The organism is Corynebacterium ammoniagenes DSM 20306, from assembly GCF_001941425.1.
Classification (GTDB): Bacteria; Actinomycetota; Actinomycetes; order Mycobacteriales; family Mycobacteriaceae; genus Corynebacterium; species Corynebacterium ammoniagenes.
In genome coordinates this window covers 1,940,499-1,954,116 of record NZ_CP009244.1, presented here as the reverse complement: position 1 = coordinate 1,954,116, position 13,618 = coordinate 1,940,499, and the positions used below count along the sequence as shown (strand labels likewise).

The window sequence follows — 13,618 nt, the reverse complement described above, 5'->3', positions numbered from 1 at the left end:
AGCCTAGAGCTTGCGCATCCGGACTTTTTCCACGGTGTGGTCTGCGCCTTTGCGCAACACCAGCGATGCCCGCACGCGCGTGGGCAAAATATTTTCGACGAGGTTGGGCAGGTTAATCGACTGCCAAATTTCACGAGCCTGGTTAAAAGCCTGCTCGTCATTCATATCGGCATAGGCCGCGAAGTGCGCTCCGGGTTCACGGAAGGCAGTGTGGCGCAGGTCGAGGAAGCGGTTGATGTACCACTTTTCGATGGTCTCTACGCGCGCATCCACGTAGACCGAGAAATCAAAAAGATCCGAAATCATCAGGGTAGGGCCGGTCTGCAAAACATTGAGCCCTTCCAGAATCAAGATATCGGGCTGATTAACCGTCTGGTATTCATTTGGAACGATGTCATAGGACACGTGCGAGTACAGCGGTGCGCGGACTACTTCCTTGCCGGATTTAACATCCGTGACAAAGCGCATCAGCGAACGGCGGTCATAAGATTCGGGAAAGCCCTTGCGCGACATCAGCCCGCGTTCTTGCAAAATGCGAGTGGGGTAGAGAAAGCCATCCGTTGTCACGAGATCGACTTTGGGGTGGGTATCCCAGCGTTCCAAAAGGACTTGAAGCAAACGTGCAGTGGTGGATTTGCCCACGGCAACAGAACCCGCCACGCCGATGACAAAAGGCACGTGACTCGGCGGGTTACCTAAGAACTGCTCGGTGGCTTGGGTCAACGCCTGTCGCGCGGCAACCTGCATGTGGATAAGACGGGAAAGCGGAAGGTAGACATCTGCGACCTCTTCGAGGTTGATGTTTTCACCAATGCCCGCGAGCTTCTTAACTTCGGCTTCCGTCAGAACCTGCGGCATGGAGTTGCGAAGTCCACGCCAGGTGTCACGGTCGAAATCAAGGTAGGGGCTTAAATCGGAGTTCCGCGCCATGGCCTCCATTGTGTCACTATGCAAGGTTACGAGGAAATTAACCCACATCTGAGGCTGCCGCCGGAAAATTTTAATAGGGGAAAGTTCTCTGATCCGGGGTGCCCTTGGCTATCATGTGTGGTGTATTGCTTCATCCCCACTTCGACGAAGGGAATATATAGTCATATGACTACTCAGAATTCTTCCGATGCGCGTTATCAGGAAATGCGCGATCTAGACCCTGAGGTTTATGCAGCCATCAACGGTGAAATCGCACGTCAGCGCGACACCCTGGAAATGATTGCTTCGGAGAACTTTGTACCTCGCGCAGTTTTGCAGGCACAAGGCTCGGTACTTACCAACAAGTACGCTGAGGGATACCCTGGCCGTCGTTACTACGGTGGTTGTGAGCATGTTGACATCATCGAAGACTTGGCACGTGACCGCGCAAAGTCTCTCTTCGGCGCGGACTTTGCCAATGTTCAGCCCCACTCGGGTGCACAGGCAAACGCTGCGGTGTTGGCATCACTTATCAACCCCGGCGATAAGATTCTGGGTCTTTCGTTGGATCATGGTGGACACCTGACCCACGGCATGAAGCTGAACTTCTCCGGCAAGCTGTACGAAGTAGCTGCTTATACGGTGGATGAAAAGACTAGCCGTCTGGATATGGACCGTCTGCGCGAGCAGGCAATCGCTGAAAAGCCACAGGTGATCATCGCGGGTTGGTCGGCATATCCGCGCACCCTGGATTTTGAAGCATTCCGTTCCATCGCCGATGAAGTTGGCGCTTACTTGTGGACCGATATGGCTCACTTCGCTGGTCTGGTTGCAGCGGATCTGTATCCGAACCCAGTGCCACACTCTGATGTAGTCTCCACCACCGTGCACAAGACCCTCGGTGGCCCACGCTCCGGCATGATCTTGGCCAAGCAGGACTACGCCAAGAAACTCAACTCTGCGGTCTTCCCAGGCCAGCAGGGTGGTCCTTTGATGCACGTGGTGGCAGCGAAGGCGATTGCGATGAAGATTGCCGCGTCGGAAGATTTCCGTGAGCGTCAGGCTCGCACCGTCGAAGGCGCACAGATCTTGGCTGAGCGCTTGACCTCGTCCGCAGCTAAGGCCGCAGGCGTTGACGTACTCACCGGCGGCACCGACGTGCACCTGGTTTTGGTTGACCTGCGCAACTCGGAGATGGATGGCCAGCAGGCCGAAGACCTCCTGCACGAGGTTGGTATCACCGTCAACCGCAATGCGGTTCCTAATGATCCTCGTCCACCAATGGTGACCTCCGGTCTGCGCATTGGTACCGCGGCACTGGCTACTCGCGGCCTGGACGCAGCAGCATTCACCGAGGTAGCAGACATCATCGCTACCGCGCTTGTCGATGGCAAGAATGCCGATACCCAAGGCCTTCGCGCCCGCGTGGACAAGCTGGCTGAGCAATTCCCACTCTATGAGGGATTGGAAGACTGGAAGCTGGTCTAAGGTGTCGCTGAGCTAGTATCGACACAATTTAAAAGGCAGCCGCTGGGAAATCCCACCGGCTGCCTTTTGCGATCAGAAAAGACGCAGACTATTTTTCTTCTGGCTCAGCTGACTCTTCCACGGCAGCTTCACTTTCCGCCAAAGACTTCTCTACTGACTCTACGAAGTCTTCATCATCCAGCTCAGCGCTAGTCGTTGCCTCAGGGGCGTTGCTCTCAGCAGCGCCCTCAGTAGCGGCGTCCTCTGCAGAGGCGTCGTCTGCGGAAGTTCCTTCTGGACGGGACTCGGCGTGCGTGGTGCGTGCCGCGCGCAGCCAGTCCGGCTGGTTTTCCAACAGCTCTTTAATCTCAGCCGCATCTAGCGGTTTGTCCATGTCATTCTTTTTCAAAGCGGTGACAGAAATGCCCAGCTTTTGGGCAACAACTGGACGGGGATAGGGACCGGTGCGACGTAGCTCTGAGAGCCACTCCGGTGGGTTCGTGTGCAAATCGCGGAGTTCCGCGTGCGTAATCGCCCGATCTTGGAACTCTTGTGGGGCAGCTGGCAGATAGATGCCGAGCTTTTTCGCGGCGGTCTGCGCGCGCATAGCGGTACCAGATGGTTGCAAATTCTTGTCGTTCACGTTTTCTACGGTAGCACCAAGTTCGACCGCGGGAAACATCCCCGATTAAGCTAGCTTCCATGTTGCGATTGACCTTTGCCACCGGCACCGAACCAGGAAAATGGTTCGAGCGCTACCGCCGCGCCACCGACCACGGCGGACTGGAGACGATTGATGCTGATGATGCCATCGCCGTTCTTCTCGCCGGTGACGCGGATGTGGCGTTGGCCAGGTTGCCGCATGGGGGCATCGATAAGCGAATAAGCGAAGACGACACCCATATCGTGCGTTTATATACTGAATCGCGCGGGGTAGCGGTGCCGAAAGACTCTGTATTTGCTGAGCTCGGTGAAGCCGTGGACCCGCGTGATATTGCTGATGAGCACCTGAATTACCGTATAGCTGACGATGCCTCACTCAATATTGACGAGATCCGCGCCGGACTACAGGTAGTCGCCGCTAATGTCGGCATTGTTATTGCCCCGCGCCCGCTACTGAAGGTGCTGTCCAAGAAGCAAGTGGTGCCACTGGAACTCAAAGACCCATCCGTGCCCAGCACCGATATCGCGCTGGTGTGGCCGAAAGAGAAAGATTCCGAAGCCATTCAAGACTTCGTCGGCATAGCCAAAGGCCGGACGCAAAATTCCTCACGGCACGAAGCGCCGAAAAAGTCTGCGAGTGAGAAAACCAAAGCCAAACAGGCACGGCGAAATGACGCCCAAGGGAGAGCACAAGGGCGTGCCCAGGGGAGAACACAGAAAAATTCCGGCAGAAAAGGAAGCCTGGGCCGTGGCTCTAGTCCACGCAGGGGACGTCGCGGCTAGGCAGGCCTAGGCGGTTTACACAATGTTCATCTTTCAACCGTGTAATTTTAATCTCTCTTGCTTAGGGTGGGCACTAACCGGAGAAGCTCAGGAACCTTGAACAAGATTTTGAGAACTTAGGTTCTGTGAGCGGAGGTCAAAGAGCAGTAGCTCTGAGAGCGTTAGCTCAGTTCACTGACACCGCCAAGCGAAAAGGGAGAACCCTGCAGGCATGTTTGATTCAAACGTTAAAACCTGTTCACCGCACAATTTCACCCCAGACACGAATACTTCTGAGTCTGTCGCGCACTTTCAGCCGCGCACGAAGACCAAAACTTACGTCCTGGATACGTCCGTTTTGCTCTCCGACCCGTGGGCGCTAAAGAAGTTCGCAGAACACGACGTGGTCTTACCCGTTGTTGTTATTTCGGAGTTGGAAGCAAAACGTCATCACCCGGAGCTTGGCTGGTTCGCCCGCCAAGCTCTTCGTCATTTAGAAGGCTTGCGCTCTCAGCACGGCTATCTGGATCAGCCGGTGCCGGCGAATGAACAGGGTGGAATGCTGCATGTGGAACTCAACCACCAGGATCAATCACTGCTGCCGATGGCGTTTCGGGGGAGTGAGGGAGACCACCGCATCTTGGCGTGTGCGCTAAACCTCGCGCATGAAGGCCGCGAAACCGTGCTGGTGACCAAGGATGTTCCGCTGCGCGTCAAAGCTGGTGCGGTGGGATTAGAAGCGGATGAATACCATGCCCAAGACGTGGTGCTCACCGGGTATACCGGAATGGCCAATGTGCATGTTTCCCCAGAGATTATCAATGACCTATTCAGCGATGGGGAAGTCATTATCGATGAAGCAGTCACCGATAAAGGCATGCGCGTGGAGGACCTTCCGGTGCACTGCGGAGTTACGCTACAAGCGAACCAGCAATCCGCCTTGGGCCGGGTAATGGCCGATGGAGCAATCAAGCTCATCCGCGGTGATATTAATGCCTTTGGTCTGCAGGGCCGTTCTGCCGAACAGCGCATTGCACTTGATGTGCTCGCGGATCCTTCCGTGGGGATTGTCTCCATTGGTGGCCGTGCTGGAACCGGTAAGTCCGCCCTTGCCTTGTGCGCGGGGCTCGAAGCAGTCCTTGAGCGTCAAGAGCACCGCAAGATTGTGGTCTTTCGCCCCATGTATGCCGTCGGTGGGCAGTCGCTGGGGTACCTGCCGGGCTCGGAATCCGAGAAGATGAATCCGTGGGCGCAGGCGGTCTATGACACCCTCGAAGGATTAGTCTCCGACAATGTCATCGATGAAATCCACGACCGTGGTCTGCTAGAAGTCCTGCCGTTGACGCACATTCGCGGCCGTTCTTTGCATGACAGCTTCGTCATCGTCGATGAAGCGCAGTCGTTGGAGCGCAATGTGTTGTTAACCGTGCTGTCTCGTCTCGGTTGTGGGTCCCGCGTGGTTCTTACTCATGATGTTGCTCAACGCGATAACCTGCGGGTGGGCAGGCACGATGGGGTCCAGGCGGTCATCGAAAAGCTGAAAGACAACAGCTTATTCTCACACATCACCCTGCAGCGTTCGGAACGCTCCGCGATTGCCGAATTGGTCACAAACTTGCTAGAAAGTGACAACTAGCGGGGGAATGGCTCTTGTGAAATTGAGCGAAAAGTCAGGCCGCACATGGCAACTTTGAGGACTCGTCCGGATAATGGGAGCATGACAAAGTCGAACTTCGCAATCCGCCCGTTCCGCGCGGAGGATTACCCTCAGATTGAAGATATCTACCTGCAGGGACTTGTCACGGGAAATGCTTCTTATGAACACCGTGCCATGACCCTAGAAGAGTTCGTCGACGGCAAAAATATGGACACCGTATTCGTGGCGGTGGAACTTTATGATGATTCTAAAGTTATTGGTTGGGTCTCTGGAGCCCCAATCTCCCAGCGTCCTGTCCTTGCCGGCGTACTAGAAGACTCCATTTATATTGATTCCAATGCCCAAGGCCGCGGTGTGGCCAGCGGACTATTGGATAGGTTCATCGATGCCTGCCAAGAGCTGGGGATGTGGGCGATCCATTCTTGGATCTTCCCGGAAAACGAAGGCTCCGTGAAGCTGCACGTATCCCGCGGCTTTGAAGAAGTAGGCACCTACAAGCACCTGGCGAAGATGACCTACGGCCCACGTGCTGGCGAATGGCGCGATACCGTGGTCTACCAAAAGCTGCTTCCGAAGCCTGAAAAGGTCACCGCGGAAGAAGAGTTTGAACACACCGCCTCTGAGCGCATCAAAGCACAACGACCACTGAAAGCATAAGTAAGAAGGAAACCACCAACGTAGCTAAAACCACCAAACGCTCTGCAAGAGCCTGAAAGATTTCAGGATTTCTTGCAGAGCGATTTCGTGTTCACTCTACGAAAGGGTCTTACTTAACTCGATTTACTCGATCGTTTCTTTCAGACGCTCTTGACGCAGTGGGATGAGCAGCAACATTGCGGCAATGGCCAATGGAACCATCATGGCAATGACTGGAGTTAAGCCGTCATTGTAGGAGTTCAAGATGGCGTCCCGGAGAGCATCCGGTAGACCTGCCACAACATGAGGCGTCAGCGAGTTTGCAGCATCCGCACCAGCGAATTGCTCAGCATATTGAGCGCCATCCTCGCCCAGAGAAGCCAGGGCCTTGGGTAGACGTTCGGACATTTCACCCTGCATATTGTGGATGAACATCGAGCCGACGATGGAAGCACCCAAAGCGGAACCGATCTGACGGAAGAAGTTGTTGGCTGCGGTAGCGGTACCAACCTGGGAAATTGGGAAGGAGTTTTGAACGATGAGCACCAGAACCTGCATGACAAAGCCCAAGCCCACGCCGAAGCAGAAGAAGCGAACGCCCAGTGCAGTGAGCGTGGTATCCGCAGTCATCTGGGACATCCACCATAATGTCAGCGCCGTGATAGCCAAGCCGACGATGGGGTAGAGCTTGTAGTGGCCAGTGCGCGCGATGATGAAACCGACGCCGGTGGATACACCAATCATGCCGACCATCATTGGGATCATCATCAAACCAGCTTCAGTAGGTGTCAAAGTGTGCACCATCTGCAGGTAGGTTGGCATGTAACCTAGAACACCCATCATTGCCAAGCCCAAGACGGTGCCTGCGAGGGTAGTCAGAACCATGTTGCGGTTCTTGAAAAGACGCACTGGAATCAGCGGCTGGGATGCGCGGGATTCGATAAAGATAGTCAGCAGCACACCAACGATGACAATGGCACCCAAGCCCAAGATGGTTGGGGAAGTCCACTCGTATTCGCTGCCGCCCCACGTGGTCATCAGAATGAGCGAGCTGGTGGAAATAGCAATGGTGGCAAAGCCCATCCAGTCAAAGCCCTTGAAACCGTGCTCACCGACGCGCAGTTTCAACACGAAAATACAAACGACAATGGCGAGAAGGCCTAGTGGAATATTGACCCATAGACCCCAGCGCCAGCCTGGGCCATCAGTAAACCAACCGCCAAGAACTGGACCTAAGACGGACGAGAGTCCGAAGACGCCGCCCATGATTCCCATGAATTTGCCACGCTCACGTGCGGAGACAACCTCAGCCACAATGGACTGGGAAGAAATCATCATAATGCCGGCGCCAAAGCCCTGGATGGCACGACCGGCAATCAAAATGCCCATGCCGTTGGCAAAACCGCCAACGGTCGAACCGATAACAAAGATTGCGATACCAGCGATGTAGACCCATTTGCGACCCATGCGGTCGCCCAGCTGGCCCGCCAAGGGCATAGCAATGGTCATAGTCACCATGAAGGCTGAGATAACCCAGCTCATCTGATCTACGCCGCCGAGCTCACCGACGATGGTGGGCAGGGCGGAGCTGAAGATCATTTGGCCCAGTGAACTCATCAGCATGGTGAGCATCAGGGCGGCAAAAATAATCCCGACGTTATCCGCGGTCTTCTTGCCGTGGTTGGGATCAGCAGCTGAAGGGGTGGCAACTTCTGCGTTGACCACGGGAAGTTCTTCAGCGCTTAAAGCACTGGCCTGGCTGCCGGTGCTTGATGTGGGGTTGTTCGCTACCATTCCAGTCCTTTCGTATATTCCTTAATCAATTCCATTGATCGATAAATCCGATCGATCATCGGTAATTCGCAATCACGGTCAGGCCGTGACATTGCTAGCCATGTTGCTTCGCGGATAAAGCCACTGAGCAACATTGCCTCTGTCTGGGGAGCCAGCTCTGGGTTGAGCTGTTCCTCCGGGTTAGCGGTGAGCCGTTCCGTGAGTAACTCCATGGTTTCTCGCGAACGCTCTTTACGAAACGCCAAGGCACGAACCGCAACATCGGGTTGGGCAAAGATCCTTTGGCGACGTTCTTGGATCACCGGGTCTTGGCTCTCCGTATTGAAATGACGCTCAATATTCTCCACCAAAATGTGCAGAATATTTGAGCCTTCGGCATTCAAAAAAGCTTCACGCTGTTCCGTAGTAAGCGGTTCAGACGAGGAGCCGATAACAGCGCTTTCTTTGGCGCTGAAATAGTTAAAAAAGGTGCGCCGAGAAATCCCAGCGGCCTCACAAATTTGTTCAATTGTTACTTCATCAAAGCTTGATTCATCAACTAGCCGAGTAGCAGCGTCTTCGATGCGACGATTAGTTTCCAAGCGTTTTTGCTCCCGGAGCCCCAGATCGCTGTCGGGGAGGAAGCCGTCATCAACATCTTTATCTACTTGCACGCTATGCAATATTACACATGGTGCAAGTTTGCACCAAGTGCAAACTGTGTGAATTTATAAGAACTCAAAATACTTTATTGTTTAAGTCACTATCGTGCGCTCGCCACAAGCTCATCCAGATTTCGCGTTAATTGCGCAGCTGCCTTGAGCTCAGTCTCGCCGTCATTATTGACCTCGAAGTATTGTGCAGATACCGCACCGGAGTCTTCCTCAAATTCCCAATACCCGTCCGAGACGCACTTTCGGTTCAAAGCCTGGGTGTCATAGGTATAAACGGAGCCATCGTCAGCAGAAGCATCGGCCTGCTCCGGCGGAGTTAGTTGTAAGAGCGCCTGGCAACCCGAGTGGGGATAGGCCAAGATTGCAGTCGCTCCAGCGAAGGAAATTGCCCCTTGCCATGAATTGTCTGGGCCGGCATTGAACTCCCCGGCGAAGGTGCCAACTAACCCGCCATCCAAAGTTTCTACCGGCGCTGATTCATCGACCTCGACCAGTTGCTTATCGAGGATGGGTTGTTCTTCCGGCTCTGCCAGGTAGCGCACACCCGCAAACACTGCAGCAGCCACCACAATAATGACCACTAAGATTCCCACAATCCACATCCACGTTTCGGTTTTGGCGGAGCCTTTGTATTGCGCGAAAGAATTCTGCGTACTTTGCTCAGCTTCGTGGATTCTTTGTGCATTGGATAGGGGAGCATGCTGCTTGTCCGGCGTGTTTTCTGGCATGGCAGATATCTTAACCATCTACCCTCACCGCGCCACGCTGCAGCCTTGAAGCAGGTCTTATAAACAAAAGCGCACCGCCCAAACTAATGGGCGGTGCGCTTAGGAGAATTTTAAAAGCGAAGAGCTAAAGCTTAGAAGTTGTCGCGGTCGGTGTTAGCCATTGCCAACACGTCGAGACGCTTATCCAGCTCTTCCTCGGTCAGCTTGTCACCGTCGACGAAGCCGAGGTTGATAACAGCTTCGCGAATGGTGATGCCTTCAGCCAGTGCGTGCTTAGCCACCTTTGCTGCATTCTCGTAGCCGATTGCAGAGTTCAGTGGGGTCACGATGGATGGGGAAGACTCAGCGAAGTTCTTCATACGCTCAGCGTTTGGCTCAATGCCGTCGACCAGGCGCTCAGCGAAGACGCGAGAGGTATTAGCCAACAGACGGGAAGATTCGAGAACGTTGCGTGCCATCATCGGGATGAAGACGTTGAGCTCGAACTGGCCCTGGGTACCACCGAAGGAAATCGCAGCATCGTTGCCGATAACCTGTGCGGAAACCTGAGTTGCGGTCTCACACAGAACAGGGTTGACCTTGCCAGGCATGATGGAAGAACCTGGCTGCAGATCTGGAAGGTGAACTTCAGCGAAACCAGTCAGTGGGCCAGAGCCCATCAGACGGATATCGTTGGCGATCTTGTACAGGGAAACAGCGACGACGCGCATTGCGCCGGAGAACTCGACCAATGCGTCGCGGTTTGCCTGAGCCTCGAAGTGGTTCTTAGCCTCAGATAGTTCCTCGATGCCGGTGAGCTTCTTGAGCTCTTCGGTGACCTTGGCGCCGAAGTCGGCGGAGGTGTTAAGACCAGTACCAGCAGCGGTGCCACCGATTGCCAGCTCGCCCAGGCGAGGCAGGGTTGCTTCAACGCGCTCAATGCCAAGTTCAATCTGGCGAGCGTAGCCGGAGAACTCCTGGCCCAGGGTTACTGGAACAGCATCCATCAAGTGGGTGCGGCCGGACTTTACAACTTCTTTCCACTCATGAGCCTTCTTGAGCAAGGACTCGTGCAGAACCTTCAGGCCTGGGATCAGATCAGTAACTGCAGCTTCAGTAGCAGCAACGTGGGTTGCAGTTGGGAAAGTATCGTTAGAGGACTGGCCCATGTTCACGTGGTCATTAGGGTGCAGGTCAACGCCATTTTGCTTGGCGAGGGATGCGATGACCTCGTTGGTGTTCATGTTGGAAGACGTGCCCGAACCGGTCTGGAAGACGTCGATTGGGAATTCATCGTCGTACTTGCCGCTGGCAATTTCTTGACCTGCAGCGATGATTGCATCGGCGATTTCCGCGTCGAGTGCGCCAGAATCCTTGTTGACCTGCGCACAAGCTGCCTTCAGCAGACCCATTGCGCGAATCTGTGCAGATTCGAGTCCGCGACCGGAGATTGGGAAGTTTTCGACCGCACGCTGGGTCTGCGCGCTCCACAGGGCACCCTTTGGAACCTTTACTTCACCCATCGTGTCATGCTCAATGCGATATTCAGTCATGAAATCCACCTTCTTTGTAGAGAATATAAATCTATTTAACTGGAACGAGTGCCCAGCAGGCATGTATCGCGCTACTGGGTCAGGCTGTACGCCTTCTAGTATGACTAATTTTCCGCACGCGCGCCTTCATGTGGGGCCCGCGGCTTCACAACCAGCCTAGCCAAGTCCTACTGCACGGGATTCGACTTGGGATCCGAATAGTCAATTACGGAGTACTCTTGCAGCTTGGACAGCTGATGAATGGACTCGATGTAGCGCACGGTGCCGGACTTCGAGCGCATCACCATCGACCGGGTGGTAGCGGAGTTGGCGCGGTAGGAAACACCACGCAGCATGTCGCCATTGGTCACGCCAGTAGCTGCGAAGTAGCAGTTATCGGAGGTGACCAAGTCGTTGGTAAACAGTACGCGGTCGAGGTCGTGTCCAGCCGCGCGAGCGCGTTCTGCTTCTTCTTCATCTTGTGGCCACAGCTTGCCCTGAATCTCACCACCCATGCACTTCAGTGCACACGCGGTAACAATTCCTTCTGGAGTGCCGCCGATGCCCATCAGCAAGTCGATGGAGTTGGAATCCTGAGCAGCAGCGATGGCACCAGCAACGTCGCCGTCCATGATGAGACGTACCTTGGCGCCAGCTTCACGGATTTCCGCGATCAGATCATCGTGGCGTGGGCGGTCAAGAACGACCACGGTTACTTCTTGCGGGCGAATACCTTTGGCTTCGGCCACTGCGTTGATGTTGAAAGCGACAGGCTTATTGATGTCTACTTTGCCGGCAGATTCAGGGCCAACAACCAGCTTGTTCATGTAGAACACGGCCGAAGGGTCATACATGGTGCCACGCTCAGCAGCAGCGATAACAGATACCGCGTTGGGGCGGCCTTCGGCCATCAGGCGGGTGCCGTCGACGGGGTCGACTGCAATATCCATCGCAGCGCCTTCGCCAGTACCGACCTGTTCACCATTGAATAGCATCGGGGCTTCGTCTTTTTCGCCTTCGCCGATAACAACTACGCCATCCATGGATACGGAATTGATGAGCGTACGCATAGCATCAACTGCTGCGCCGTCACCTTCGTTCTTCTTGCCGCGGCCGACCCAACGACCTGAAGCCAGTGCTGCAGCTTCGGTAACGCGTACCAGCTCCATGGCTAGGTTGCGGTCTGGAAGTTCACGATCTCCAGCAGTTTTTGTCATCGGTTAGAAGGCCTTCCTCATTGTTTTATATGTTTCAGCGTGTGCCCATTCGGCACGTGCCTATCAAGTATGCCCACTTGCCCCTTCATTATTCCATGTTTCGGAGCGCAAACATTCCCGAATAGTCCCCCGAAAGAGGGACAACTGCGCCACAAGCGCGCTCGGCGCACCAAACCTCGGCCCAATTCGCCGCGTCGGGCGGTTTACCTATTTCTTAAAAGCCATGCGATACTAAAGCGCATGGCGGGCGAAGAAAAACCAAAGATTTTCGAAAATGGCCGAGACATGATTTTGTCCCTCGGCGTGATTGTCATCGGAATGCTAGCTGTTGTTGGTGCCACAGGCTTGTGCACCATCAACCCTGAAACATCCGATCTCTCGGCCGTTCGCCAAGTAGACGGTGAAGCTTTCTTGGATCTGGAAGCGCGCGCAGCACAAGGCGCAGCCATCCGCATTCCTGACGTACCTGAGGACTGGGTCGCCAATTCCGCGCGCCGTGCTTCCCTGGACCAGGAGCCTTCTTCGGTTGTCGGCTGGGTAACGCCGGAAGAAAGCTACTTGTCTTCCTGGCAGACGCAAGTTCCGCTTGACGATGCCCTCGCTAACTTCGATGAGCACTTCCGCGAGAACACCGAGGCCATTACTGTCGATGGACAAGAAGTCACCGTCGCCTCAAGCCCGGAAAATAATGTGCGCGATGTCTGGGCATTTGACCTAGAAGATGAGCGAGTACTGCTCACCGGTACCGCTACCGACGAAGAATTCACGGAACTTGTCCGCGGCTTTTTGGCCGTGGAGCCAGTTGACGTAGGCGCCGCTGATGCTGGTACCAGCGACGCTAGCGCCACCAACTAATTAATTATTGCGCGCGGTGAAGTGGATCTTTTCCAGCACCTCGCCATAGGTTGCTTCCACACCGACTTGCTTGGTGCGGTCTTGTGCGGCCTCGCTAGCAGGTCCTGACACACGCTCGCGGTCGACGAAGATTTCAATCTTCTCCTTCGACAATCCGGGCTGGACGGTGATGGAGTAGAGCTTGCCGACGCTAAACTCAAAGCTCAAAGAACCGTTGTAATAGGTCAGCTCTTGGTAACCCGCCTCATTCTCCAAGGGAGTTTTGGTGTGCGCGGGGCCAAAAAATTCCTCAACTAAGCCCACCGGGTCGCCAAATTCTAATGCGCCGGCCGAGGAAGTCTTAGAGATAAAGTCGAGGCGGTCACCCGGGTAGGCGTAAATTTGCATGTCAAAGCTCCGTTCTTGCTAGTAGTCGTAGTTGTCAGCAGTGCTGCGGTCAGCATTGCTTGGGTCAGAAGATTCCTGCGTGGAGTCAGAATCCTCTTCAGTGGTGCGAGCGTTGAGCGCCTCTTCGACGCGTTTGGACGCGCCATCAAGGTGGCTCTCGCACGCTTTGGCTAGCGCCTCGCCGCGCTCCCAATACTTTAAAGATTCATCGAGGCTCATTTGCCCAAGCTCGAGGATCTTGACAGTTTCGATGAGCTCATCGCGCGCCTGCTCATAAGTTAAAGTATCAATCGCTGGGAAGGCGTCTTCACCTGGAGTCCCGGTGCCATAAGAATCAGTAGCCATAGATCTTCTTTCCTAGATTTCGTCGATAAATTGT

The 13,618-nt window shown here is 54.7% G+C and carries 13 protein-coding genes and 1 pseudogene; 5 read left to right on the top strand and 9 right to left on the bottom strand.

Annotation, left to right across the window (positions count from 1 at the left end; translation table 11 throughout):
* Nucleotides 1-3 precede the first annotated feature (3 nt).
* Entirely contained in the window at nt 4-930 is a 927-nt protein-coding gene (coaA, locus tag CAMM_RS08930; RefSeq protein WP_040354864.1) for a type I pantothenate kinase, read from the bottom strand.
* Between the two features lie 165 nt (nt 931-1,095).
* Between coaA and glyA the strand changes: the two genes are divergently transcribed.
* Nucleotides 1,096-2,397 carry a serine hydroxymethyltransferase gene (gene glyA, locus CAMM_RS08925; protein ID WP_003846289.1) on the top strand — a complete coding sequence of 434 codons (1,302 nt, stop codon included), beginning with the start codon at nt 1,096-1,098 and terminating at the stop codon, nt 2,395-2,397.
* Between the two features lie 253 nt (nt 2,398-2,650).
* Here glyA and CAMM_RS08920 read toward each other — a convergent pair.
* Nucleotides 2,651-3,058: pseudogene (locus CAMM_RS08920) on the bottom strand (DUF5997 family protein); the annotation flags it as partial.
* Nucleotides 3,059-3,078: 20 nt separating this feature from the next.
* Here CAMM_RS08920 and CAMM_RS08915 point away from each other — a divergent pair.
* The 3 genes from CAMM_RS08915 (at nt 3,079) to CAMM_RS08905 (ending at nt 6,115) form a co-directional block, all read left to right on the top strand.
* Nucleotides 3,079-3,822, top strand: coding sequence for a LysR family transcriptional regulator substrate-binding protein (locus CAMM_RS08915; RefSeq protein WP_003846285.1), 744 nt, complete (start codon nt 3,079-3,081; stop codon nt 3,820-3,822).
* Between the two features lie 211 nt (nt 3,823-4,033).
* Entirely contained in the window at nt 4,034-5,437 is a 1,404-nt protein-coding gene (locus tag CAMM_RS08910; RefSeq protein ID WP_003846284.1) for a PhoH family protein, read from the top strand.
* 81 nt (nt 5,438-5,518) lie between these two features.
* Entirely contained in the window at nt 5,519-6,115 is a 597-nt protein-coding gene (locus CAMM_RS08905) for a GNAT family N-acetyltransferase (RefSeq protein WP_003846282.1), read from the top strand.
* Between the two features lie 123 nt (nt 6,116-6,238).
* Here the strand turns inward: CAMM_RS08905 and CAMM_RS08900 are convergent, their stop codons facing one another.
* From CAMM_RS08900 to glpX, 5 genes are all read right to left on the bottom strand, one after another.
* A complete protein-coding gene (locus tag CAMM_RS08900; protein WP_003846281.1) occupies nt 6,239-7,888 on the bottom strand; it encodes an MDR family MFS transporter in 1,650 nt (549 codons plus the stop codon).
* Nucleotides 7,882-8,541: a TetR/AcrR family transcriptional regulator gene (locus CAMM_RS08895; RefSeq protein ID WP_003846279.1), complete on the bottom strand. Its 660-nt coding sequence runs from the start codon at nt 8,539-8,541 to the stop codon at nt 7,882-7,884. The genes CAMM_RS08900 and CAMM_RS08895 overlap by 7 nt, the downstream gene beginning before the upstream one ends.
* 89 nt (nt 8,542-8,630) lie before the next feature.
* A complete protein-coding gene (locus tag CAMM_RS08890) occupies nt 8,631-9,269 on the bottom strand; it encodes a lipase (RefSeq protein ID WP_147581071.1) in 639 nt (212 codons plus the stop codon).
* Nucleotides 9,270-9,400: 131 nt separating this feature from the next.
* Nucleotides 9,401-10,801, bottom strand: coding sequence for a class II fumarate hydratase (locus CAMM_RS08885; protein ID WP_040354861.1), 1,401 nt, complete (start codon nt 10,799-10,801; stop codon nt 9,401-9,403).
* A 167-nt stretch (nt 10,802-10,968) separates the two neighbouring features.
* Entirely contained in the window at nt 10,969-11,997 is a 1,029-nt protein-coding gene (gene glpX / locus CAMM_RS08880; protein WP_003846273.1) for a class II fructose-bisphosphatase, read from the bottom strand.
* 240 nt (nt 11,998-12,237) lie between these two features.
* On the opposite strand from glpX, the gene CAMM_RS08875 reads away from it, so the two are divergent.
* Nucleotides 12,238-12,852 carry a DUF4245 domain-containing protein gene (locus tag CAMM_RS08875; RefSeq protein ID WP_003846272.1) on the top strand — a complete coding sequence of 205 codons (615 nt, stop codon included), beginning with the start codon at nt 12,238-12,240 and terminating at the stop codon, nt 12,850-12,852.
* On the opposite strand, the gene CAMM_RS08870 is transcribed toward CAMM_RS08875, so the two are convergent.
* Both CAMM_RS08870 and CAMM_RS08865 read right to left on the bottom strand, forming a co-directional pair.
* Nucleotides 12,853-13,239 (bottom strand): hypothetical protein, encoded by a 387-nt coding sequence (locus CAMM_RS08870; RefSeq protein ID WP_003846269.1) that lies wholly within the window; start codon nt 13,237-13,239, stop codon nt 12,853-12,855.
* An 18-nt stretch (nt 13,240-13,257) separates the two neighbouring features.
* A complete protein-coding gene (locus CAMM_RS08865; protein ID WP_003846267.1) occupies nt 13,258-13,584 on the bottom strand; it encodes an exodeoxyribonuclease VII small subunit in 327 nt (108 codons plus the stop codon).
* Nucleotides 13,585-13,618 lie beyond the last annotated feature (34 nt).

Excerpts from the sequence above, each read along its gene's own strand:
- CAMM_RS08900 (WP_003846281.1), bottom strand. The coding sequence starts at position 7,888 with ATGGTAGCGAACAACCCCACATCAAGCACCGGCAGCCAGGCCAGTGCT.
- CAMM_RS08870 (WP_003846269.1), bottom strand. The coding sequence starts at position 13,239 with ATGCAAATTTACGCCTACCCGGGTGACCGCCTCGACTTTATCTCTAAG.
- CAMM_RS08915 (WP_003846285.1), top strand. The coding sequence starts at position 3,079 with ATGTTGCGATTGACCTTTGCCACCGGCACCGAACCAGGAAAATGGTTC.
- CAMM_RS08890 (WP_147581071.1), bottom strand. The coding sequence starts at position 9,269 with ATGCCAGAAAACACGCCGGACAAGCAGCATGCTCCCCTATCCAATGCA.
- coaA (WP_040354864.1), bottom strand. The coding sequence starts at position 930 with ATGGCGCGGAACTCCGATTTAAGCCCCTACCTTGATTTCGACCGTGAC.
- CAMM_RS08865 (WP_003846267.1), bottom strand. The coding sequence starts at position 13,584 with ATGGCTACTGATTCTTATGGCACCGGGACTCCAGGTGAAGACGCCTTC.
- CAMM_RS08875 (WP_003846272.1), top strand. The coding sequence starts at position 12,238 with ATGGCGGGCGAAGAAAAACCAAAGATTTTCGAAAATGGCCGAGACATG.
- glyA (WP_003846289.1), top strand. The coding sequence starts at position 1,096 with ATGACTACTCAGAATTCTTCCGATGCGCGTTATCAGGAAATGCGCGAT.
- CAMM_RS08910 (WP_003846284.1), top strand. The coding sequence starts at position 4,034 with ATGTTTGATTCAAACGTTAAAACCTGTTCACCGCACAATTTCACCCCA.
- CAMM_RS08905 (WP_003846282.1), top strand. The coding sequence starts at position 5,519 with ATGACAAAGTCGAACTTCGCAATCCGCCCGTTCCGCGCGGAGGATTAC.
- CAMM_RS08885 (WP_040354861.1), bottom strand. The coding sequence starts at position 10,801 with ATGACTGAATATCGCATTGAGCATGACACGATGGGTGAAGTAAAGGTT.
- glpX (WP_003846273.1), bottom strand. The coding sequence starts at position 11,997 with ATGACAAAAACTGCTGGAGATCGTGAACTTCCAGACCGCAACCTAGCC.